A 22649-nucleotide genomic window follows, 5' to 3' on the forward strand; every position below is an offset into this window, starting at 1 on the left:
GTATATGCCAAATGCTATTCCATATTCTGTGTGGAAATGTTAAAACTTAGCAGGGATAAGGGTTTGCAAAGAAAATGTTAAAAGCGGATGGAGAGAAATGAGGTAAAAACCTTCCGTTTCTGAAGGGTGTTTTCAGAAACGGAAAACGGAGAGAGGATCCTGTTTTATGCTACCTGTGCAGTCGTTTCTTTGGATACAACCGGGGAGGCCACTTTCTTTTTCTTCTTCCGGGTTCTATTCAGCCACATCAGGGTGCCTGTAACAGGGAAAATAGCGCCCAGCAGCGCGAGGATCAAAGCAAATATTTTGGAAGGCGTGCCAAAGATAGCGCCGGTGTGCAGTGGCTTTATGGTTCCCCGGATCTTTTGCCCCAGGTTCCTTTGCGCAAAAGTTTGTGATGTCAGTACGCTCCCATTGAACTGATCCAGGTAATAAGTAGTGGTGGCCGCTTCATGTAAGGCATCCGCCGGAAGCAGGCTTACCATAAAAGCCGCGGAGCTGTCTTTCGGCGCAGTAAAGGAATAAAACAGTGCATCAGGAACAGCATGTTTTACTACTGCCATTGCGGTTTCATAAGAAATACTTTTGCCACTGGCCTCCACTGCCGGAGCCGAAAGCGGCGCTGCCAGGGGCTTCGGGGAAGTGCCCAAAGAAGCGTACAACGCCTTGTTAAACCATTCAAACGACCAGGTTAAACCAGTGAAAACAGTTACAAAAAGAAAGATGGACGTGTAAAAACCCAGCACAATGTGCAAATCATTATTCACCCGTTTCCAGTTGCCATCCCACTTAATTTTGATCCGCTGCCTGAAAATATTGCGCGTTTTGGGCCACCAGAGAATGATGCCCGTAACCAGGATAAAGAAAAAGATGAGTGTGCTGATACCGGTAATAAGCTTGCCAACAGCGCCAGCCAGCAACCAGCGGTGCAGGGAAAATACCTGGTAGTAAAATGTTTGCTGATAGCTGTAGAGTTCAATTATTTTACCGGTGTAGGGATTTATAAACGCCGTACGTCCTTTTTCTTTTTTGGGTCCGGCAGCTTCTTTTTCACCGGCTTTTGCGGTTCCTTTTTTTCTTCCCTCCTTACCAGCTCCGGCTTCTTTCTGCCCGCCCTTTTTACCTTCTTCCAACTGCACCTGTAGCGTCCGGGTGGGGTCGGCAAACACCTGGATCCTCGAAATACCTGCGCCGGGAACGGCCTCCTTTACCAATATAGCTACCTTATCCAGCGGTAAACGCACTCCTCCTGGCTCCACAAAGTAACGGTCGTGGTTAAACGCCTCTGTCAGCTCCTTCTCAAATACCAGTAAGGCACCTGTTAAACAGCTGATAGTGATGACCAGGCCGGCAGTAAGGCCCAGGTATAAGTGAATGCGCCGGAAGAAAACTTTCATATCAGAGTCGATCGTACCTGCAAAGAAAATCCACGCGCGGGTTATTATGGTATCGGAAACGGAATATTATTTACGCAATGCAGAATTTATTCAGTATTCCCATAAAATAAAATCGCCATATATACTAAAGGTACATATGGCAATCCCCTGTATTGAAAATATATTACATCAGCCCACCCAGCATTCCGCCGGCAGCATTTTTCATTTCTGCTTCCCAGGAATTCTCTGCATCTTTCAGCGCACGGTTCAGAGCAGTAAGCAACAGGTCTTCCATTTCTTCCTTATGCTCCGGTGCAAAAAGACGCTCCGCAATATCAATACTTTTCACCTGACGGTTACCATCCACGGTTACTTTTACGGCGCCATCACCGGCCTCACCGGATAAAGTTACTGTAGCCAGACGCTCTTTGCCTTCCTGCATTTTCTGCTTGATCTGCGTCAGCTTTCCAAATAAATCACCAAACATGTTTCGTGTGTTTTTAAGAACGGCAAATATAGCGGATTTTTAACGGAGGCAATCCCCTCTGCTAAATCCACACTATTCCGTATCTTACCAGCACGTAACAGCATCATTAATAATGGAAACAAAAGTTTGTATCATAGGCGCAGGACCCGGCGGAGCCACCGCAGCACTGCAACTCGCCCAGCTTGGCATTGAATGTATCGTGGTAGATAAAGCCGTTTTCCCACGGGATAAAGTATGTGGAGACGGACTAAGCGGAAAAGTACTCACCCTCCTGGAACGTATCGACAAGGGCATCGGACAACGCCTCCAGGAAGCCATGTTTAAAGCAGACAGCTGGGGCGTTACCTTCGTAGCACCCAACCGCATCGGAATGGACATCCCCTACCGCCTGGGTTACCAGGAAGATAAGAGCAACCCACGGGGCTTCGTTTGCAAACGTATCGACTTTGATAACTTCCTCGTAGATGAAATGAAACGCCGTTCCGAAATCCGTTTGTTCGAAGGCACCAGCATCGATAAATATGAACTGAAACCAGACGGATACCACCTCTCCAGTAAAGACGGCTCCTTCAAAGTAAAAGCCGATGTGGTAATAGTAGCCAACGGCGCCCACTCCGGCTTCACCCGCGATGTGGCCGGTATCAAAATGGAACCCAAACATTATGTTGCCGGTATCCGCGCCTATTACAAAGGCATCACCGGCCTGCATAAAGACAACTTCATTGAACTGCACTTCCTGAAAAATATGCTCCCGGGCTATATCTGGATATTCCCCCTCCCTAATGGCGAAGCCAATGTAGGCGTAGGAATGCTCAGCAACTCCGCCCGCAACAAAAAGGTAAACCTGAAACAGCTGATGCTGGATACCATCGCCACTGATCCCGTAATGAAGGAACGCTTCAAAAACGCGGAACTCACCGGTAGCATCGACGGATACGGCCTCCCCCTCGGCAGCAAAAAAAGAAAACTGCACGGAGAACGCTACATGCTGGTTGGCGACGCCGGATTTCTCATTGATCCCTTCACCGGGGAAGGCATCGGCAACGCCCTGTACTCCGGTAGAATAGCCGCCCAACAAGCCGCTGCTGCCATTGCCGCCAACGACTATTCCGATACCTTCTTCAACGCATACGATGAACACGTATACCGCATCCTCGGACCGGAATTACAGGTAAGCACCAAATTGCAGAAACTCATCAAATACCCCTGGCTGTTTAACATGCTGATGAAAATGGGCTCCCGCAATAAACAGCTGAAAGACCTGATGTCATGCATGTTCCATGAGGTAGATCTCCGCAAGAAACTGGGCCAACCCATGTTCTACGTAAAATTGTTATTTAACAGATAAAAGCATCCTTCCGTCGTGAAATTTTTAGGCCAATTATCCGTCATCCTCCTTTTCTCATTCAACATGAGCGCACAGGTACCCTCTTCCAATCCGGCACCAGCTACCCGCTTAACACGGGACATTGCCAATAAACTGGCAGAACTGCCCCTGAAATGCCTGGACCTGGAATTCCCCTATAAAACAGGGATCGTATTCACCGACAGCTCATTGCTGACGGCGCCGAAAAATTATCACCCCGCTTTTTATGGCTGTTTCGACTGGCATAGCAGCGTACACGGACACTGGATGCTGGTGCGCCTGCTGAAGTCTTACCCCGACCTGGCCAAAGCCTCCGTCATCAGAAGCAAACTGGCAGCACATCTATCTTCAGAAAATATAAAAATTGAACAGCAACTGTTCAGCAGCGCAGAAAACAAAAGCTTTGAACGCATCTATGGCTGGAGCTGGCTCCTGCAACTGCAAAACGAACTGCTCACCTGGAACGATCCCCTGGGCAAAACCATGAGCCAAAACCTGCAGCCACTGGCCACCCAGTTTTCCACGGCCTATATCCAGTTCCTCGATAAAATCATGTACCCGATCCGCGTGGGAGAACATACCAACCTCGCCTTCGGACTATGCCTCGCCTGGGACTATGCCGTTACCGCGAAAGATGAAGCCCTGCAAAAAGCTATACACAACGCCGCCATGCGCTTCTACGCCGCGGATAAAAATGCACCCATACAATGGGAACCCGGTGGCTACGACTTCCTCTCCCCCTCCCTCGAAGAAGCAGACCTGATGCGCAGGGTGATGCCGGAAGCCGACTACCGCAAATGGCTATACGCGTTTTTACCCGGCCTCTTTGAAAACAAGATAAGTATCCTGCAGGTGGCACAGGTAAAAGACAGAACCGACGGAAAACTAGTTCACCTCGATGGATTAAACCTCAGCCGCACCTGGTGCCTGGAAGCCATCGCGGAACACGGCGGCAAAAACCAGCAGGCCATTCAGCAACTGGCCCATGCACACATGGAAGCCGGACTAAAACAGGTTTTCAGCGGTAGCTATGCCGGCGAACACTGGCTCGCATCTTTTGCAGTTTATATGTTAACTGTCGGAAAACAACCGTAAATTCATCAACAAAAATTTTTATTCCCCTATACCCGGCCGCCCAAAAAGGGGGATCAATCAACATAACTGTACTATGCACGTCATAAATTCCCGTGCCTGGATGTTAGTATTATCCCTGCTGCTGATACTAACCCCCGCCATTGCACCCGCCCAAAAAGTAAACACCAGCCCGGCCCCGGCATGGCTCGTTCCCTTCACGCCCGATCTCTCCAAAAAACCCAACGCCAAAAATATCAGCGATGGCTATTACCTCCTGCTGCTGGAAGAACAAAGACATGCAGAACTGAAAAGCAACTATCAACACTTCATCCGGCAAATTATCTCGGAAGCAGGCATCCAGAACGGTTCGGAAATTTCGGTGGACTATGACCCCCAATACGAAAAACTTACGTTCCATAAAATAGTGATCCACCGCGATGGAAAGGAAATCAACCGCCTGCCCGGTGCAGCATTCAAGCTCCTTCAGAAAGAACAGGACCTGTCGCGCTTCATCTACAGCGGCACCTACACGGCTTACCTGATCCTCGAAGATGTACGGAAAGGCGACCAGATAGAATACGCCTATTCCATTAACGGCGACAACCCCATCTTCAACGGGAAACTGGATAGCCGCATCTATTTCGTTGCCTACGAACCTATTGTTAACTACTATAAAAACCTGATCGTTAGCCCTCAAAGGCAAATCCGGTTTAAACGGTATAACAACGCCGCAGCCCCCGTCCAGAAATCATGGAACGGCCTCACCGTATATGAATGGAATAAAGTAGACGTAAGGGAAACCGATAACACCAACTTTGTTCCTTCCTGGTACAATCCCTTTACCTACGTACAGGTAAGCGAATATCCTTCCTGGAAAGAGGTAGCGCAATGGGGCATGAAGGTGAACCAAACACCGGCTCCCGGCCCGCTGCTGGCCGGCAAAATCGCCGCGTTTAAAAAGGCGGCCAACGGTAATCCTGCCACCTACCTGCTGCAGGCGTTACGGTTTGTTCAGGACGATATCCGGTACATGGGTATCGAAATGGGAGAATACTCCCATCGCCCCAATAACCCCGACAGGGTGCTGGCACAGCGTTTCGGGGATTGTAAAGACAAAGCCCTGCTACTCTGCACCATCCTGCGCGCCAACAACATCGTGGCCGATATGGCTTATGTGAATACCGACCTGCGCGAAGCCGTCAGCGAAATACTCCCTTCTCCCAACGCCTTTAACCATGCCATTGTACACGCAGTACTGAATAATAAAGTATACTGGCTGGATGGTACCATGTCGTACCAACGGGGAAGCCTCGCCGATTTATGCGAACCCGATTACGGGCGGGCATTGGTGGTTACCGATACCACCACACAGCTCACGCCTGTCATCCCCACTACCCGTGGCAAAATTGCCGTCCGCGAAATCTTCACACTCCCGGACGATGCAAATAAAGATGGGAAACTGGAAGTGGTAACTACCTACCACCGCGATGATGCAGATGCACAACGCGCAGAACTGGCAGGTACCAGCATGAAGGACAAAGAGAAGTCCTACCTCGCCTTTTACAAAAAGCTCTATGGAGATGTGGTGATCCGCGACTCTATCACTACCCGCGACAGCGTTGCCGGCAACACCATATATGTGAACGAAAGCTACCTGGTACACGATATCTGGAAAAATGACAGCAGCAGCAATAAACTGTTGTTTACTACCAATGCGCAATCTTTTTATGATGCGCTTTCCTTTATCTCCGATGATAAACGTAAGATCCCTGTCAGCATCCGCTATCCGTACGACCTCGATTACCAGATCATCCTGCATACACCCGTTAAGTGGTCGCTGGATCAAACGCCACTGCACTTACAAAATGAATATTACACATTCGACTATACCGCTACCATCAGGGAACAGCAGGTTATATTATCCTATCATTTCAAAACCTTCAGTGATCATATCCCGGTAAAGTTTATACCGCAATATGTAAAGGATCTGAAGAAGATGAATGAAGTAACTTCTATGGATCTTACCTGGAATCCGGGAACCACTGCTGCGCGTCATCCGGATGGAAAAGGAAACTGGCTGGCCATTGTACTGGCGGTGTTGTTTGCCGGCGTGTTTGCCGGCCTTGCATTTATTTTTTATAAACATTCCGTTACCCCGGCCGGGGAAACACCGGAGTCCCTCCCAATTGGCGGCGGACTGGTACTTCTCGCCATCGGGTTAGTGTTTACGCCAATGGGAGAAATCACGGGCATCTGTAAAATGGCCGTATTTGATTACTCGTACTGGATCAGCATTTCCGACCGGCAGGATCTGGGAAATATCACTGTGGTTCAGCTTTTCCTCATCATGGAAATGATGGTCAATGTATTTATGCTGGCATACAGTATCCTGCTGGCAGTCCTGTTTTTCCAACGCAGGGATACCTTCCCTTTTGCGCTGGCCACTTTTTATTTTATGGCTACTGTTTTTATTTATGTAGATAATTCCCTGAATCACTATCTCTTCAAAACAGAAAAACCAAAAGATATCTTCAACATTAATTCTATTCTCTGGCCATTGCTGCGCATGGCTATCTGGGTGCCTTATCTGCTCATTTCACAAAGAGGCAAAAACACTTTTACCATGCCATACCGGCCACCACAGGGCTAAATATTATTTACATACTTCCTCACGGTGAGGAGGTTTACGATATACACCAGTCCTAACACCAGCGCAATACCTGCAAACACAGGCACGCCCGGCCAGGTGCTTACCAGCATTTCATGCTGCGCCAGCTCCCGTGCCGCCCAGTATTGCAGTCCGGCTACCAGCAACAGCGACAATATCCCGATAACAATATACAGGGGTACAAACTGCCGCAGCAGGTACCGTTGCAGTTGTTTGGGAGCAGTGCCCAGTATCACCAGCAATTGAATTTCCCGCTTGCAGGAAGCAATCACCAGTTGTATAAACATGCTGAAAACCAGCAACGCAAAAAACAGTAAGATCAATCCAAAAAATCCCACCACCGATACAATTGTTTGCACAATCAGTCTTGTTTTGCTGAACTTCAGCTTATCCTGGTTGGTGGTATAGCCATTGTCTTCCAGGAACTTTACCAGGTCGGGGTTAGAGGGGTCCGGCGTTTTAATGATTACGCGGGAAGTTCCTGCGGCAGTGGTCATGCCGTATTTCTCATTGGCCCAGGCCATAAAAGACGCCGGTACCAGGAAGGAGGAAATCCGGTCGGAGAAACCAACAATATGCCCCATATACTGATCCGATACCTGGTTGTTGGAAATATTTACCTGCAGTGGTAATGCTTTCACGGTTTCCTGTGAAATCTGCGGCAGGTCCTGGCTCAGGGAAAAGCCAAAGTTGTAAAGGTTCAGGAAGTCGTTAGGCAAAATAATAGGAATGGTGCGGTCGCCCTCACTCCATTTCCAGTCCTGTCCTTTTACATCCAGGAAGCTGTCCGGTACTGCTTCAAAAAACATATCAGTAGCAAAGTGCAGGTCGCCGGGCGCCTGAACCACTACTTTATACTGGCTGGAGGTTACTAACCCAAACGACTGTACGAATGGTTGCTTTTTTATAGTGCCAATTTCTTCCGGGGTAAAAATACTCTTGGCCGACTGTCCCATCATGGCGTTGGTGATGGTTTTGTTGATCACGAGGAAATCGGCCGTTTCATTCTGGTTTTTGCTGCTGTACAGCAGCTGGCTGAAGTTGGAATGCGCCTGGATGGCAATGAGGATCAGCAACATAGCAATGCCCAAACCAACTGCCGCCATCAGGAACCGGGTTTTTCCCACACCGGTTTGAATAATTTTCTTCAGTAATTCAAAAAATGGACGCATGAAATAACATTAAAGATGATAATGCACATCATAAGGGAAGTGCTGGTCATTATCCAGGTCTGTTAAAATGAACCCGGCATTGCGGGCTTTACATTCATCGGCAATCAGGGCAGCGGCGCGCTGCGTGTTTTCTTCATCCAGGTGGCTGAAGGGTTCATCCATCAGGAGCCACTGAAAAGGTTGTACCAGCGCCCGGATAATAGCAATACGCTGCCTTTCGCCATACGAAAGGGTTTTGCCGCTTTGCTCCAGGATATGCGACACATTGAGCCGGGCGGCCATTTCATCAATCTTCTCCGCAGGGTAATAAGGCTTTGGCTCCATTACCCGCTTCAGCGATATGTTTTCCCTGGCGCTGAGCTGTTCAAAAAGGCGAAGATCCTGGAATACAATACTGATATCCCGCTGCCGCATGGCGGCTATTTCATTCTTATTATATGCCTGCCACGGCTGGCCATTCACCTGTACTTTCCCCGTATAGTCGTAACGGATATGATACAGGTAATGAATCAGGGTAGTTTTGCCGGTGCCGGAAGGCGCCTTGATTTTCACCAAACTGCCTGGCTGAAAAGTTACGTCCTGGTTCCAGATGTCCGACGACCGTTGCCGGAGTTTATCCTGCAATGGTATGGGCATGAGCTGATTGAGCTGAATCTGCATAGTGGCATTTACTGTTAACAGTAGCGAATATAAATGATATATTTTTCGCAAAAGAAAAGGGCGCAACGGAGATGTTCCGGCGCCCTTTTCCTGGTAAGGTTATAAATTACTGTGGTGCAACAACGGTAGTATCTACCGGTGCAGCAAACAGGCTGTCTTCATATGCTTTTTCCTTCGCTTTCTTTGCTTGCATTACTTTTGCAGCTTCAGTGCCCAGGTTAATCAGCTGTACCAGGCTGTTCTGATCTTTATTTTTAAAGGTCAGTACAGCTTCTCCATGTTGTACATCACCACCGTCGGCTTTGCTTACAAAGGTTACATCTTTCAGCAGTTCCTTTGCTTTCTTCGCCACTGGTTTTTCGTCTTCGTCCATTTTATCTTCAGGGATCACAGCAGTCACTTTTTCCAGGTCTACATAACCGCCCAGCATGCTGCCTTTTATTTTCCCTTCAATACCATCAGGTAATTTGATGTGGCCTTTACCGCCCAGGTATTCCTGCAGTAAAGCACTGTCGGAGCCCAGTGTTACAAACTTCTCGTTGATAGACATAGCCGGCATGGTAGCCGCTGCCATTGGATTTACTACGGTATAGTGGTCACCTTCCCGTGTGAATACTTCTTTCAGCATCGGGGAAGTCATGATTTTATTGAATGCATCTTTGTTACCTACTTTCAGGCTGAAGATCCATTTGGCATCTGGTTTCTCTGTGAATTCGCCGGGGAAATAAGGAGATTCCTTTTTGGTGATAGCGAAATCGGAAGCCACATAAGTTAACTGGCCTTCAAATGCGTTCAGCACATCATCCATAGACAGGCCGGATTTACCCATCATCAGGTTCACCATACCGTCCATGCCGGTCGCTTTCACGATATCGCCGATCATGCGGAAATCAAAGGCATAAGAAATGAAACCGGTGATATTCTGGGAAGGATACTTGTTCAGCATATCCATATCGATCTCTTTCTTACCATATTTTTTATAGATAGCCGCCAATTCTTTACCCATGTAAGAGTGACCATTGAAAACGATTTTACCGTTTTCGAAGTTAACTGTACCGGTGTAGAAAGAACCTTCCATCAGTTTCTTTACGTTGGCAGGGATCATGGTGAACTGACCGCTGTTGTAAATAGCTTCCGGGTTTACAAAGATACCGGCGTCGGCATCTTCTTTCAGTAATTTGGCGAAAGGCTCGATGGAACCAGCTGTTTCATCCTTTTTCAGGTGAAAGAGATGATCCACTTCAGCTACCCAGGTTTTGATCTGCGCATCGTCTTCTGCAGTCGTCAGGGCGGCAGGAATGGCCATTGCGGAATCTGTTACTGCAGTTGCAGAATCTATCATGGGTTCTGAAGGATCATAATCGGGAGATGAAGAACCGCCCGGGTTATACTTTTCCAGGTTACTTGGATCTACTGCGCTGATATAGATAACGGCAGATTTATTCCATCCGATTACGGCATGTTGCTTTTCTTCCCAGATATATTTGAAATCATTTTGTGTTTTCAGGGAGAAGTTGGCGATGTTCTTTTTGAGATAGGCCTCAAATTTGTCGGCATCTTTCAGGCTTGCGGTAAGGCTGATATAAGATTTGTGTTCTGCCGGCTGGCCCTGGAATACGAAAGAGGCAAAGAAGTGGCTTTGCATGTCGATGCCGGAGTTTTCGGCATCTTTCCACGCCTTCATCACTTCGTTGGAAGTGTCTTTACTTTGTGTGGCTTCAAACAGTTTATCCATTGTGATACCGTTTGTCACCAGCTTGGTGGTCAGTTGTTTGGCATTCAGGTCTACTACCACACCGGCTGTTTTCGGAATGTACCGGCTCTCATCAGGGGTCTTAGAGCAGGAAGACAGCATAACCGCTGACGTCACAGCGGCTAACAAAACTTTGGAAATTGATTTTTTCATAAAAGCATTAAAAATTAAGAAAAATTATTCGGAGCAACACTATATCAAACAGTACATTCCCACTATCGTGGTATTTCATTCGTGCAAAAGTACGTATATTTTTGTAGCGCATATGTCTCATTTTTCCCTGGTACATACAATATTTCAATACTGATTAAGTTTATACCTTTGCTACTAACTATGAAACTATTACTAAATACCATAGAAAAACCATTATGTTCCTGATTATGCTACAATACATACGGCCCGTTGCGGCTGTAGAACACTACATGGAAGCGCATACTGCCTTCCTGCAAAAGCACTTCGACAGTGGCCGGTTCATCTTATCAGGCAGGCGAAAGCCGAAGTCCGGGTCTGTTATTCTCTGTAATGCCGCCAGCCGCAGGGAGGTAGAAGAGATTATGAGTGAAGATCCGTTGGAAAGGTTCCAGCTGGCGCTTTATGAGATCATAGAGTTTGAACCAACCAAGTATGCCAACACACTGGGAAAATAGTACTTCCCTCCTGTAATGCCGTGCCAATCGTTTTTGCTTCTTTACTTCCGGATAACTACTTCATAAAGTAAATGACCTTCGTAAGCCATTTGCTACTGTCCATTTCTTTGCCCGGACCAATCACATACATCTCTATAGTGGGTGGAATAATGGTCCTCCCTTTATCGGTTATAAAGTTTCGGATCGCCACGTGTGCGTTGACTACCTTGCTATGAGGCCCTACATAGTCGGCATACGCCGCCTGTGCTGCCGGGAGGGTAATGATTTCATATCCTGGTGCGGGTTTGCTTCCTTCCGGTACCGGGATGGCTGCTGCCATGTCTGTTTGCCCCAGCTTCCTGTCCCAGCTGAAGAAGATGCCGCAGGGCACGCCTGGCTGTAACCGGGCAGCGGAGGCCGCATTATAAATAGTCCGGAGGTTGGAACGGTAATAGTCGCTGATCTTGCTGATGGGGATGGTTTTTCGTACAGCCGCATACGTTGTTGCAGGGAAATTCATCTCTTTTACAGTCACATCAATGCCATTGGGGGCATTTGGTCCTCTTACTTCTGCCTCTGCCATGCTTTTCAGGTTGTTGAGGCCCTGTTCAAAGTCCTTTTCCAGCGCACCTTTCATAAAAAGGGTCATTACATTCATGGGCCGGTCGTAATGCGTGTCAAATCCCCAGGTCACCTTTGTTTTACCCGCTGCTTCCGACAAACGGAAAAACACATCCGACTCGGAGGCAAACGGAGTAATAAAGGTAAGCTTCTGGGTAACCGACTTATAAGGGTCCATAGACAGGTGTTGCAGCTTTCCCTCCCCGATCTTGCTGCCTTTCCAGGAGTCAACCGCGCCAATAGAGCCATCTTCACCGGTAATAGTATACCTGGCGGTAGAGTCCATCTGTTTCCAGGTACTCCACTCGTTAAATTTCTCGAATTTCACAATATCATTCCATACAATCGTCGCGGGGGCATTAATTTCCACCGAACGCTCCACATGCATAGTAGTGGGCGCAAAAAAGATCAGCACAATTGCAATGAACAGGATGATTCCTATGATCCAGGCGAGCGTTTTAAGTACTTTCATGACTGTCGGGGGTTGATGATAATAAAAATACATCTTTTTATTGTTCAACCGACAGATGATGCTGGCAATCAGGCAGAAGAATGTTGACTATTCTAGTTCTTGGTCACTTGATTTATTGTCTTGCTGGTAATGTTCATCCGCTTCTTTCGCTTTTTCAAAGTCGAGGATCACGGAATTAATACAGTAACGGAGTCCGGTTGGTGGTGGACCATCGTCGAATACATGCCCCAGGTGGGATTTACAGCGGCCACACAATACTTCCGTCCGATGCATCCCATGACTGTTGTCCGGAGAATAGATAACACTGGTTTTGGTAAGTGGCTGAAAAAAACTGGGCCAGCCGCAGCTGCTTTCAAACTTGGCATCGGAAACAAATAGCGGATTTCCGCAGGCTGCACAGTAGTAGGTTCCGCTCTCGCTGCTATTCCAGTATTTTCCCGTAAAGGCCCACTCTGTTCCCTTTTCCCTGGCAATATGATACACGTCCGTTGGCAGTACTTTTTTCCATTCTTCGTCTGTCAGATTTACTTTAGTAGCATCTGTGTGGGAGTAAATCTCTCCCTTCTTTTTTCCATCTTCCATTGATTTCTTTTTTTCCCCATTTTTAGGGATAAGTATAGTTGGTAACCCTGATAGAGATAGTCAAAATTATTAGTTTCCATAGGTACATATGTAAAGTTTTGATTCGTTAACTTCTCATTAACACTAGCATTGTGATTGTTGGGTCGTTGGCCGGATCCTTTTTTTATCTCTACCTAAATTACGTATGAACAAGCATAATGGATTGTTATTTCCTGCAAATCAAGGGGCTAATTAACAAAACAGTTAATTTTTTGTTTAAAACTGTCTGATAATCACCGGCGAGCAACTGCATATAAATTGTTAACTTTACAGCAAAAGGCTAGTAAGTGGCGGATATCATCAATTTATTACCAGACAATATAGCGAACCAGATAGCTGCAGGGGAAGTGATACAAAGACCGGCATCAGCGGTAAAAGAATTACTGGAAAATGCAGTGGATGCAGGTGCTACCGATATTCAACTGATCATTAAAGATGCAGGAAAAGAGTTAGTGCAGGTAATTGATAATGGCGGCGGTATGAGCGAAACAGATGCCCGGATGTGCTTTGAACGCCATGCTACCTCTAAAATACAATCCATAGAAGATCTCTTCCAGATCACTACAATGGGATTCAGAGGTGAAGCACTGGCCTCCATTGCCGCAGTTTCCCAGGTAGAACTCAAAACCCGCAAAAAAGGCGCAGAAGTAGGCACCTACGTGGAAATTGACAACAGCTTCGTAAATAAACAGGAACCCTGTCAAACCGCTGAAGGAACCAGCATTGCCATGAAAAACCTGTTCTTCAATGTGCCCGCACGCAGAAACTTCCTGAAAAGTAACGCAGCGGAAATGAGACACATCGTAGACGAGTTCATCCGCGTGGCCATGTCGTTCCCGCAACTGCAGTTCTCCCTGACAAATAATAATCAACAGCTGTTCCACCTGGACAAAGGATCGCTTAAACAGCGCATCGTGGCCATTCTGGGACAACATTATAACGCCCGGCTCGTAAGCGTAAAGGAAACTACCGACTACATGAATGTGTACGGATTTGTAGGAAAACCCGAAACCGCTAAAAAAACCAGGGGCGACCAGTTCTTCTTCGTCAATAACCGCTTTATCAAGAGCTCGTACCTGAACCATGCCGTGATGAACGCCTTTGCAGACATCATCCCGGCAGACAGCTTCCCGCTCTATGTACTGTTTATTGACGTAAACCCTGAACATGTAGACATCAACGTACACCCTACCAAACAGGAGATCAAGTTCGATGATGAAAAACTCATGTATGCCTTCGTGCAGTCGGCCGTGAAACACTCCCTGGCCCAGTTCAGCATCACTGCTACACTGGATTTCGACCTGGACCCAAGCATTCAGGCACTGGATGCGGTAAGCAAACCCTTCACCGCCCAGCAGCAGAATGAATCAACCCAGAGTCCCCTGTATAAATCATTTACACAGGCCAACCAGGCGCACATGATCGATAAAAGCAGCAACAACAGCAACCTGAAGCACTGGAAAGATCTGTACGAAACCAACAGCAACAACGAAAGCACTTATACCATCGCCCCGGAGCCGGAAACACGCCCGGCCGTGACTTACGAAAGTCAGCCGCACGCCACCGCCTCCGTGATCGATGAACGCTGGCAGGATACCGCCACCGATCAGAAAGTACCGGTACAGGTGCACCAGCAATATATCCTGTCGCAGATAAAGTCAGGATTTATATTGATAGACCAGCAGGCCGCCCATGAAAGGATCCTCTATGAACGCTACCAGCGTGCCTTACAGGAAGCCCCCATGGCCACCCAGCAAAGCCTGTTCCCGCAAACCCTGCAGCTGCCCCCGGCAGATGCAGCCCTGGTCAGCGAAATGCTCGGCGACCTGCAAACACTGGGCTACGACCTGGAACCGTTTGGCAACAATACCTTCATCGTTCGCGGTACCCCCGCCGACATTCAGAATGGTAACGACCATGCCACCATCCAGAACCTGCTGGAGCAATTCAAAAACTTCAGCCACGAACTGAAAGTAAATAACCGCGAGCAACTAATCCGCTCAATGGCACGTAATAACGCCATACCGGCCGGCAAAATACTGGCTGCCCGCGAAATGCAGAATATTATCGATGAACTCTTCGCCTGCAGCATGCCCAATGTAGCACCCGGCGGTAAGTTCACGTTTATATCATTCAAACTCACAGACCTCGCCCGTATGTTTGAACGGGGGAACTGATTTTCAGGATGTTAAGACGTCCGGGGAGATAAAGCAGGCACGCCGCCTTCTTCTCCCCGGACCTTTAAACTACGGCTCAACCCCCATAACGCCGCCCTTTCAATAGCCTCCAATCCCTTTACAGTAAAGGGTTTCCAGATCAAGTCCACATCACCTCCACCATCACTCCGTGTTTAGTCCATGTGTAAGGCATGTCCTATCTATGTGCAAGGCCACTGCTAAGGCTGTCCTATACCATTATTCCGCTACAAGAATGGCTTCAATCTGCCCGTACAATTGCAGGAACATCTTATACTTTTTACGATACGCTTCAAATTTGCCAGCATCCGGCGTAAATACCGTTTGCGCAGGTTCCGGGACCCGCTGCGGCCATCCAAGCACTTCGGCAGCCAACAGGATAGCACCGAGTGCGGAAGCGTCGCTTTCCTGCTGCAGGTGCATTTCCTGGCCAAAGATGTCGGCCAGCAACTGAATCCACCCCGGCGCATTGGTAAACCCTCCACTCACAGAGATCTTCCGCACCGGCCCGGCCGTTTCCTCCAGGGCCTCTTTGATGCTCAGCAATGCAAAACAGATCCCTTCCAGCACGGCCCGGGTGAAATGTGCCGGCGTATGCTGGGGCTGAATGCCTATAAAAGCGGCGGTGGCATGACTGTTCCACACCGGCGCCCTTTCCCCCAGCAGGTAAGGCAAACAAAGGAGCTTGCCCGGGTCCGTGATCAATGCTTCTCCCACCAGGTCGTTAAGGCTACTCAGCGGTTGCCGCAGGAAATCCCTCACCAGCCATTGCAGCACCACGCCTCCATTGTTGGAGGCGCCACCGGTAATATAAATATCATCTGTTAAGAGGTAGGTGAACAGCCGGCCACGGGCATCGGTGAGTGGTTGGGCGCCCGCCATTCTTACCGCGCCGCTGGTGCCAATGGTAAGCGTGGCATGCCCTGCGTCCAGCGCGCCGCTGCCCAGCTGGGCCAGGCAGCCATCGCTGCCCCCTATCACAAACGGCGTATCGGCCGGGATGCCCAGTGTGGCCGCCATATCAGGGGATAGCCCGCTAACCACATAATTGGCCGGCACGGGCTGAGGCAGCTGCGCAGCTGTAATACCCGCCACACTTAAAGCCGTTTCGTTCCATTGAAGCGTATGGATATCAAACAGGCCCGTGGCCGAGGCGATAGAATGATCTGTTATCCAGCGTCCGAAGAAATGATGAAAGATGTATTCCTTGATGCCCGGGAATATCGCCGCAGCGGCAAATACAGCCGGTTGCCGCTCCCGCAGCCACATGATTTTGCACAGGGGCGACATGGCGTGCACCGGGGTGCCGGTTTGCCGGTAAATTTGCCTGCCCTCAGGGGTATCGCGTAATGCCAGCGCATTGGGCTCGCTCCGGTTATCGGCCCAGATGATCAACGGCGTAAGTGCAGTCCCATCGGGACCCACAGCCATCATACTGTGCATGGCGCTGCTAAAGGAAATGGCCGCCGGGGCGCCCCCAGCCTGGGCCACCACCGCCCGGATACCGGCTATCACCGCTTCGAGGATCACCTCCGGCTTTTGCTCACTGTATCCCGGTTGCGGGTGACTGGTAGCATATGCCTGCTGAAATACCGCCAGAATTTTTCCGTCCATTCCTTGCACAATCGATTTTGTACTGCTGGTGCCTATATCTACACCAATAATATACGCTGTATGATCACTCATAAAAAAAACCGTTCTTTTTCCGCATTTAATTTATAGATTTAAAACCGGTGTTCTTCTAAAAAGTCTAAAATATCCACGCAAATGGCTTTCGAAATCAAAAAACAGGGGAAGGTTTATGACGTTTGTATTGTTGGTTCCGGCGCCGGAGGGGGCATGGCTGCAAAAATCCTATCGGATGCCGGCCTCAAAGTAGCCCTCCTGGAAGCGGGTCCTAAATACGACCCCGCCGACCCCGAGCAGGCAACACAGCTGAAATGGTCATATGAATCGCCCAGAAGAGGCGCCAGCACCACCCGCCCTTTCGGTGACTTCGACGCATCCTACGGCGGATGGGAAATCAACGGTGAACCTTACACGAAAAAAAACGGAACTGAATTCGACTGGTTCCGCTCCCGCATGTTAGGTGGCAGAACTAACCACTGGGGCCGCATTTCACTGCGCTTTGGCCCACGCGACTTCAAACACAAAAGTTATGATGGTCTCGGCGACGACTGGCCCATCACCTACGATGAGGTAGCACCCTTCTACGACCGGGTAGATAAGATGGTCGGCGTATTCGGCACCAAAGAAAACCTGCCCAACGAACCGGATGGCTTCTTCCTCCCACCACCAAAACCCAGGCTCCATGAGCTGATGGTGAAAAAAGCAGGAGATCGTTTAGGCATCCCCGTTATCCCGGCGCGCCTCTCCATATTAACCCGCTCAGTAAATAAAGACCGCAGCCCATGCTTCTATTGCAGCCAGTGTAACCGCGGCTGTACCGTGTATGGCGACTTCTCCGCCTCTTCTGTGCTGGTGAAACCAGCCATGAAAAGCGGACATGTGGACCTCTACACCAACGCAATGGTGCGGGAAGTATTAACAGACGGCAACGGCAAAGCCACCGGCGTAGCTTACGTAGATAAAACAGACCTCCAGGAATATTCCGTAAACGCACGGGTAGTAGTGCTGGCGGCCAGCGCATGCGAGTCGGCCCGTTTGCTGCTGAACTCAAAATCAGCCAAACATCCGAACGGACTGGCCAACTCCAGCGGTGTAGTGGGTAAATACCTGCACGATTCCACCGGCTCCTCCCGCGGAGGTTTCCTCCCCCAGCTGATGGACCGCAAAAGATATAATGAAGATGGCGTAGGCGGCATGCACATGTATGTTCCCTGGTGGGGCGATAACAAGAAACTGGACTTTGCACGCGGCTACCACATTGAATTTGGCGGTGGCATGCACATGCCCGGTTATGGCTTCGGCTTTGGTATGGAAAACATGAACGGCCGGGTTCCTGGTCGTGACGGCCAAACGAAAGCAGCCGGCGGCTACGGCGCTTCACTGAAAGATGACTACCGCCGCTTTTACGGCTCCCAGATCGGCTTTGCCGGCAGGGGCGAATGTATTGCGCGGGAAGATAATTACTGTGAAATAGATCCGAACGTAGTAGATAAGTTCGGAATTCCTGTTCTGCGCTTCAACTACACCTGGAGCGATCATGAAATCAAACAGGCCAAACACATGCAGGACACGTTTGAACAAATCATTCATGAAATGGGCGGCATTGCCTTTGGCACCAAGCCGGGAGCCGATACCAAATACGGACTGGAAAATCCGGGCCGCATTATTCATGAAGTAGGTACCACCCGCATGGGCGACGATCCTAACAAATCCGTGCTGAATAAATTTAACCAGGCACACGAAGTAAAAAATCTCTTCGTGGTAGATGGTGGCGCGTTTGTGTCGCAGGCAGATAAAAATCCTACCTGGACCATACTGGCACTGTCTATGCGGGCATCCGAATATATCGTGGATCAATTGAAGAAACAGAATCTCTAATCTTTTTAAGTTTTTTTCATGGATAGAAGAGAATCACTCAAAGCGCTTGCACTGGGAACGTTATCAGTTGGTACCATTTTATCTGCCACTGGTTGTGAAGATAAAAAAACAACGGCCGATAAAAATGATCATCCCAATGTGAAAACGGCCGGCTATGGCCGTACTCCGGATGAAGTGTCGCGGGATAAAAAGCTGATGGAGGAAAAGTTTTTCACAGACGCTGAAATGAAAACCATCACCATACTGGCGGATATCATTATCCCGGCAGATGAACATTCCGGCAGCGCCTCCGATGCAAAGGTGCCGGAGTTCATAGAATTCATTGTGAAAGATATACCGGAACACCAGTTGCCTATGCGGGGCGGATTACGCTGGCTGGATATGCAATGTGCCAAACGGTATAATAAATCTTTTGCAGAAAGCAGTGCAGAACAACGTATCGCAGTGGTAGACCTGGTAGCTTATCCCGGAAAAGCATCTCCGGAAAACAGCCAGGGTGTGGCCTTCTTTAACCGGATGCGTAATCTCACTGCCACAGGATTTTTCACCAGTAAAATGGGCATCAAGGACCTCAACTACATCGGTAATACGCCCAACGAATGGGATGGTGTACCTGCAGATGTATTGAAGCAGTACGGCTATGCCTATGATGAGAAAACATTGGCTACCTGCCTGAAAATCGAAGACAGGGGCAAGCTGATGACCTGGGAATAACGACTTAACTTGCTATTTCATAATTTAAATCCAGAAAACTTCACATCAATGATTCCAGAAAAAAAGAATGAGGGAGAAAACGGTGTTTCCCGCAGATCATTCCTGAGAAACGGTGCGCTCGCCGCCGCCGGTTTCATGATAGTTCCACGTCATGTATTAGGCAGAGGCTATGTAGCGCCAAGCGATCGCCTGCGGGTAGCAGGTATCGGTGTAGGCGGTAAGGGCTTCAGCGATATATCTGAATTTGCTAAAGGCCCGGCTGATATTACTTTCCTGTGTGATGTGGACAAACGTCGTGCAGCCGAAGCCGTGAAGAAATTCCCTAAGGCGAAGTTCTATACTGATTTCCGGGAAATGTTTGACAAGGAACACAAAAACTTCGACGCCGTTTCCGTATCCACTCCGGATCACACACACGCCGTAGCAACAATGGGCGCTATGCAGCTGAAGAAGGATGTATATGTGCAGAAACCATTAACCCACGACATCTACGAAGCACGTATGCTTACGCAGGGCGCCAACAAATACAAGGTAGTAAGCCAAATGGGTAACCAGGGTTCTTCCGGTGATGGCGTTCGTCAGCTGATGGAATGGTACAATGCCGGTCTTGTTGGAGATGTACACACCATCTACTGCTGGACGGATCGTCCGGTATGGCCACAGGGCGTTCCCTGGCCAACCAACCGCGAGGAAGTGCCTGCAGAACTGAACTGGGACCTGTGGTTAGGTACCGCTCCTAAAAAAGATTACGTAGGCAACCTGGTACCATTCAACTGGCGCGGCTGGTGGGATTACGGTACCGGCGCCATCGGCGATATGGGCTGTCATATTATTGAACCTCCTTTCCGTGTACTGGGCCTGGGCTACCCTACTTCTGTAGAGTGCAGCGTTGGTAGCGTGTACGTAGGAGAATTCACCCGCGGATATTTCCCGGAAAGCTGCCCTCCTTCTTCCCATGTAATTATGAAATTCCCTGGAAAGAATGGTAAAGAAGTAACCCTTCACTGGATGGACGGTGGTATTCAACCGGAACGTCCGGAAGAACTGGGACCTAACGAAACAATGGGAGACGGTGGTAACGGCGCCCTGTTTATCGGTGATAAAGGCAAAATGATGTGCGGTACTTACGGTATGTATCCTAAGTTGCTGCCTACTTCCCGCACTACAGAAGCTAATGTGCCGCAAACTATTGCACGTGTACCGGAAGGTCACTACGTACAGTGGGTAAACGCGGCTATCGCCGGTTACGGCAGCAAACAACAGAAAGCGCTCAGCTCTCCGTTCGATATTGCCGGTCCGCTTACTGAAACCATCCTGATGGCTAACCTGGCTATCCGTAGCTTTGATATCCGTAAGGAGAAAGCGAATGGTAAAGGCTTTGATTATCCGGGCCGTTATATCAAGCTGCTGTGGGATGGTAACAATATGAAGATTACCAACTTCGACGAAGCCAACCAGTTTGTGAAACGCACTTACCGCGATGGCTGGTCACTAGGCGTATAAATGATATAATCTATCATAAAAAGAAATGCCGCGATGATCTCGCGGCATTTTCTTTTTATGAAAAGCTAGTACATGAATACCGTTATTTATAATCTTCCTGTTGATCCAGGTTCTTGTTCTTCCTGATTTCATTGGCAGGAATAGGCAGTAAGTAGTTCTTCGCCTTATTAAATTTACGCGGCTGGATGCTGTACACATGGTACACAAAAGGATGTCCGGCAATCTGTGATCCCAATACTTCAATGCCAAAGGCATTTTCATTGAAAACAGTTTCAGCATCTCTCCACCTGCGGGCATCAAAGAAACGTTGTTCTTCATAAGCCAGTTCATATCGTCTTTCATATTTCAATACGGCCAACAAAGCATCCCCCGATGCAGTAGTAGGAGGCATCCCGGCACGTTCACGCACCTTATTCAACATAATACGGCCATCTGCGTCATCGCCATATCCGATGGCAGCTTCCGCATAGTTCAGCAAAATTTCTGCATAACGGATGAAGATCCAGGACTGGTTGCCACGAAAGAATTGAGCATCCAGGTTTTTGTCCATAAACTTACGCAGGTAGTACCCGGAATAAGTACCATTCCAGTTCTCGATAGTGCTGTTACGGGTATCAAGTCCCCACACACTATCCCTGCCATTGGCGGCTTCATATTTCCCGGTTTGTATAACTCCCACCGAATCAATTTCGGCCGCATCGGAAGGACGTGGTTTCCACTTAGCCCCATCATACAGGATGGTGGCATAAAAGCGGGGATCACGGTTTTCATATGGCGCCTTTGCCTGGGCCACATTACTCCAGGAAAAAGCAGTACCGTCTTTCATTTGATAGCCGGTCACAAAGTTTTCGATAGGCACATTTCCACCCCAGTTATGATACCCGTTTGGACCGTTGTACAGGTCGTGGGAAGTACCCAGTAATGCTTTATCATACTGCTTAACAAAGATCATTTCCGGGTTATCCCTATCCAGAAACACGCGGGTATAGTTTTCTACCGGATTGTCTGTAGGCTGGTAAAGACTATACATGTTAAGATCCATCACCGCTTTTGCTGCATCCATCGCCAGTTTGTAGCGGTCTTTCTGCAGGCCGGATTTATACCCCATTAACTCGTTCGGTACTTTCTCATCATTGAACAACTTGCTGGCGGCGAAAAGCAGGATCCTGGATTTAAGGGCCATAGCAGCGCCTTTGGTAACTCTTCCTTTCGTAACGGCATCATAGGAAGCTGGTAGTTGTTGTGCGGCCAGGTCGCATTCCGCCGTAATGAACTTAATGCATTCATCAAAAGTGGCTCTCTTTACACTTAGTATCTCCTGTTCATCTCCCTTAATATTAAAGGTCTTGGTGATCAACGGAACACCGCCATAGTACTTCACCAGCAGGTGATAATACCAGGCCCTCATAAAATGCACTTCACCGGTCATGCGGGTACGCAGGGCTTCATTGGAAAGAGGCACTTCTGCAATCTTTTCCAGGAACATGTTACAGTTACGGATAGCCTTGTAGTGCAGGTCCCACCGGGCAAAATCATTGATGGCGCCTACGTCATCGGCGGAGGCGTTCCCCTGCACTACCCTGGAGGTGTTGTAGTCGTGGATAAACCGGCTTTCGTCTGTCATAGAGGAAAGCATTACTTCCAGGTAGCCGGAGCGCATCTGTACATACAGGTCGTTTACAAATGCCTGTACCAGGCCCACATCTTTCCACACGTCGTTTTCTTCATATTCGGTTAACGGCTTCTTTTCGAGGAAGTCTTTATTACAACCGGCGGAAACCGCGCATAGTAAAAACGCTCCCGCTATATATCTGATGATTGTTGTTTTCTTCAT

Annotated in this window: 17 protein-coding genes; 8 read left to right on the top strand and 9 right to left on the bottom strand. The window is 48.7% G+C overall.

All coding sequences use genetic code 11. From position 1 onward, the window contains the following. Positions 1-164: 164 nt before the first annotated feature. A complete protein-coding gene (locus tag PV783_RS02740; protein ID WP_420987038.1) occupies positions 165-1397 on the bottom strand; it encodes a PepSY-associated TM helix domain-containing protein in 1233 nt (410 codons plus the stop codon). A 163-nt stretch (positions 1398-1560) separates the two neighbouring features. Next, complete coding sequence (locus tag PV783_RS02745; protein ID WP_079471409.1) at positions 1561-1863, bottom strand: YbaB/EbfC family nucleoid-associated protein; 303 nt, start codon at positions 1861-1863, stop codon at positions 1561-1563. Between the two features lie 112 nt (positions 1864-1975). On the opposite strand from PV783_RS02745, the gene PV783_RS02750 reads away from it, so the two are divergent. From PV783_RS02750 to PV783_RS02760, 3 genes are all read left to right on the top strand, one after another. Next, positions 1976-3211, top strand: a complete 1236-nt coding sequence (locus tag PV783_RS02750; protein WP_227024454.1) for an NAD(P)/FAD-dependent oxidoreductase — start codon at positions 1976-1978, stop codon at positions 3209-3211. A gap of 63 nt (positions 3212-3274) precedes the next feature. Next, on the top strand, positions 3275-4324 hold the full coding sequence (locus PV783_RS02755; protein ID WP_079471412.1) for a DUF2891 domain-containing protein: 1050 nt from the start codon (positions 3275-3277) through the stop codon (positions 4322-4324). A gap of 100 nt (positions 4325-4424) precedes the next feature. Continuing rightward, a complete protein-coding gene (locus tag PV783_RS02760) occupies positions 4425-6953 on the top strand; it encodes a DUF3857 domain-containing protein (RefSeq protein WP_420987039.1) in 2529 nt (842 codons plus the stop codon). On the opposite strand, the gene PV783_RS02765 is transcribed toward PV783_RS02760, so the two are convergent. The 3 genes from PV783_RS02765 to PV783_RS02775 all read right to left on the bottom strand — a co-directional run bounded on the left by PV783_RS02765 (position 6950) and on the right by PV783_RS02775 (position 10709). After that, positions 6950-8143 carry an FtsX-like permease family protein gene (locus PV783_RS02765; RefSeq protein ID WP_420987040.1) on the bottom strand — a complete coding sequence of 398 codons (1194 nt, stop codon included), beginning with the start codon at positions 8141-8143 and terminating at the stop codon, positions 6950-6952. The two genes, PV783_RS02760 and PV783_RS02765, sit on opposite strands and share 4 nt — an antisense overlap. 9 nt (positions 8144-8152) lie before the next feature. Beyond that, the gene (locus tag PV783_RS02770) at positions 8153-8803 is read right to left on the bottom strand and encodes an ATP-binding cassette domain-containing protein (RefSeq protein ID WP_420987041.1); all 651 of its coding nucleotides are present in this window, start codon (positions 8801-8803) and stop codon (positions 8153-8155) included. Positions 8804-8909: 106 nt separating this feature from the next. Next, positions 8910-10709: a DUF4836 family protein gene (locus PV783_RS02775; protein WP_420987042.1), complete on the bottom strand. Its 1800-nt coding sequence runs from the start codon at positions 10707-10709 to the stop codon at positions 8910-8912. Between the two features lie 227 nt (positions 10710-10936). Between PV783_RS02775 and PV783_RS02780 the strand changes: the two genes are divergently transcribed. Then, positions 10937-11203 carry a YciI family protein gene (locus PV783_RS02780; RefSeq protein ID WP_235015972.1) on the top strand — a complete coding sequence of 89 codons (267 nt, stop codon included), beginning with the start codon at positions 10937-10939 and terminating at the stop codon, positions 11201-11203. Between the two features lie 55 nt (positions 11204-11258). Here PV783_RS02780 and PV783_RS02785 read toward each other — a convergent pair whose 3' ends face one another. Then, positions 11259-12275: an SRPBCC family protein gene (locus PV783_RS02785; protein WP_336387609.1), complete on the bottom strand. Its 1017-nt coding sequence runs from the start codon at positions 12273-12275 to the stop codon at positions 11259-11261. Between the two features lie 87 nt (positions 12276-12362). Next, positions 12363-12857, bottom strand: a complete 495-nt coding sequence (gene msrB, locus PV783_RS02790) for a peptide-methionine (R)-S-oxide reductase MsrB (protein ID WP_420987043.1) — start codon at positions 12855-12857, stop codon at positions 12363-12365. 326 nt (positions 12858-13183) lie between these two features. On the opposite strand from msrB, the gene mutL reads away from it, so the two are divergent. Continuing rightward, positions 13184-15073 (top strand): DNA mismatch repair endonuclease MutL, encoded by a 1890-nt coding sequence (gene mutL, locus PV783_RS02795; RefSeq protein ID WP_420987044.1) that lies wholly within the window; start codon positions 13184-13186, stop codon positions 15071-15073. Between the two features lie 237 nt (positions 15074-15310). On the opposite strand, the gene PV783_RS02800 is transcribed toward mutL, so the two are convergent. Then, complete coding sequence (locus tag PV783_RS02800; RefSeq protein WP_420987045.1) at positions 15311-16777, bottom strand: gluconokinase; 1467 nt, start codon at positions 16775-16777, stop codon at positions 15311-15313. A gap of 81 nt (positions 16778-16858) precedes the next feature. On the opposite strand from PV783_RS02800, the gene PV783_RS02805 reads away from it, so the two are divergent. The 3 genes from PV783_RS02805 to PV783_RS02815 are packed head-to-tail and all read left to right on the top strand — an operon-like array spanning position 16859 to position 20815. Further along, the gene (locus PV783_RS02805; RefSeq protein ID WP_079471421.1) at positions 16859-18598 is read left to right on the top strand and encodes a GMC family oxidoreductase; all 1740 of its coding nucleotides are present in this window, start codon (positions 16859-16861) and stop codon (positions 18596-18598) included. Between the two features lie 18 nt (positions 18599-18616). Next, on the top strand, positions 18617-19312 hold the full coding sequence (locus PV783_RS02810) for a gluconate 2-dehydrogenase subunit 3 family protein (RefSeq protein WP_111577245.1): 696 nt from the start codon (positions 18617-18619) through the stop codon (positions 19310-19312). A 48-nt stretch (positions 19313-19360) separates the two neighbouring features. After that, positions 19361-20815 (top strand): Gfo/Idh/MocA family protein, encoded by a 1455-nt coding sequence (locus PV783_RS02815; RefSeq protein WP_079471423.1) that lies wholly within the window; start codon positions 19361-19363, stop codon positions 20813-20815. Between the two features lie 82 nt (positions 20816-20897). Here PV783_RS02815 and PV783_RS02820 read toward each other — a convergent pair whose 3' ends face one another. Then, entirely contained in the window at positions 20898-22649 is a 1752-nt protein-coding gene (locus tag PV783_RS02820; protein WP_420987046.1) for a RagB/SusD family nutrient uptake outer membrane protein, read from the bottom strand.

The organism is Chitinophaga sp. CC14 (assembly GCF_048957795.1).
GTDB classification, from domain to species: domain Bacteria; phylum Bacteroidota; class Bacteroidia; order Chitinophagales; family Chitinophagaceae; genus Chitinophaga; species Chitinophaga ginsengisegetis.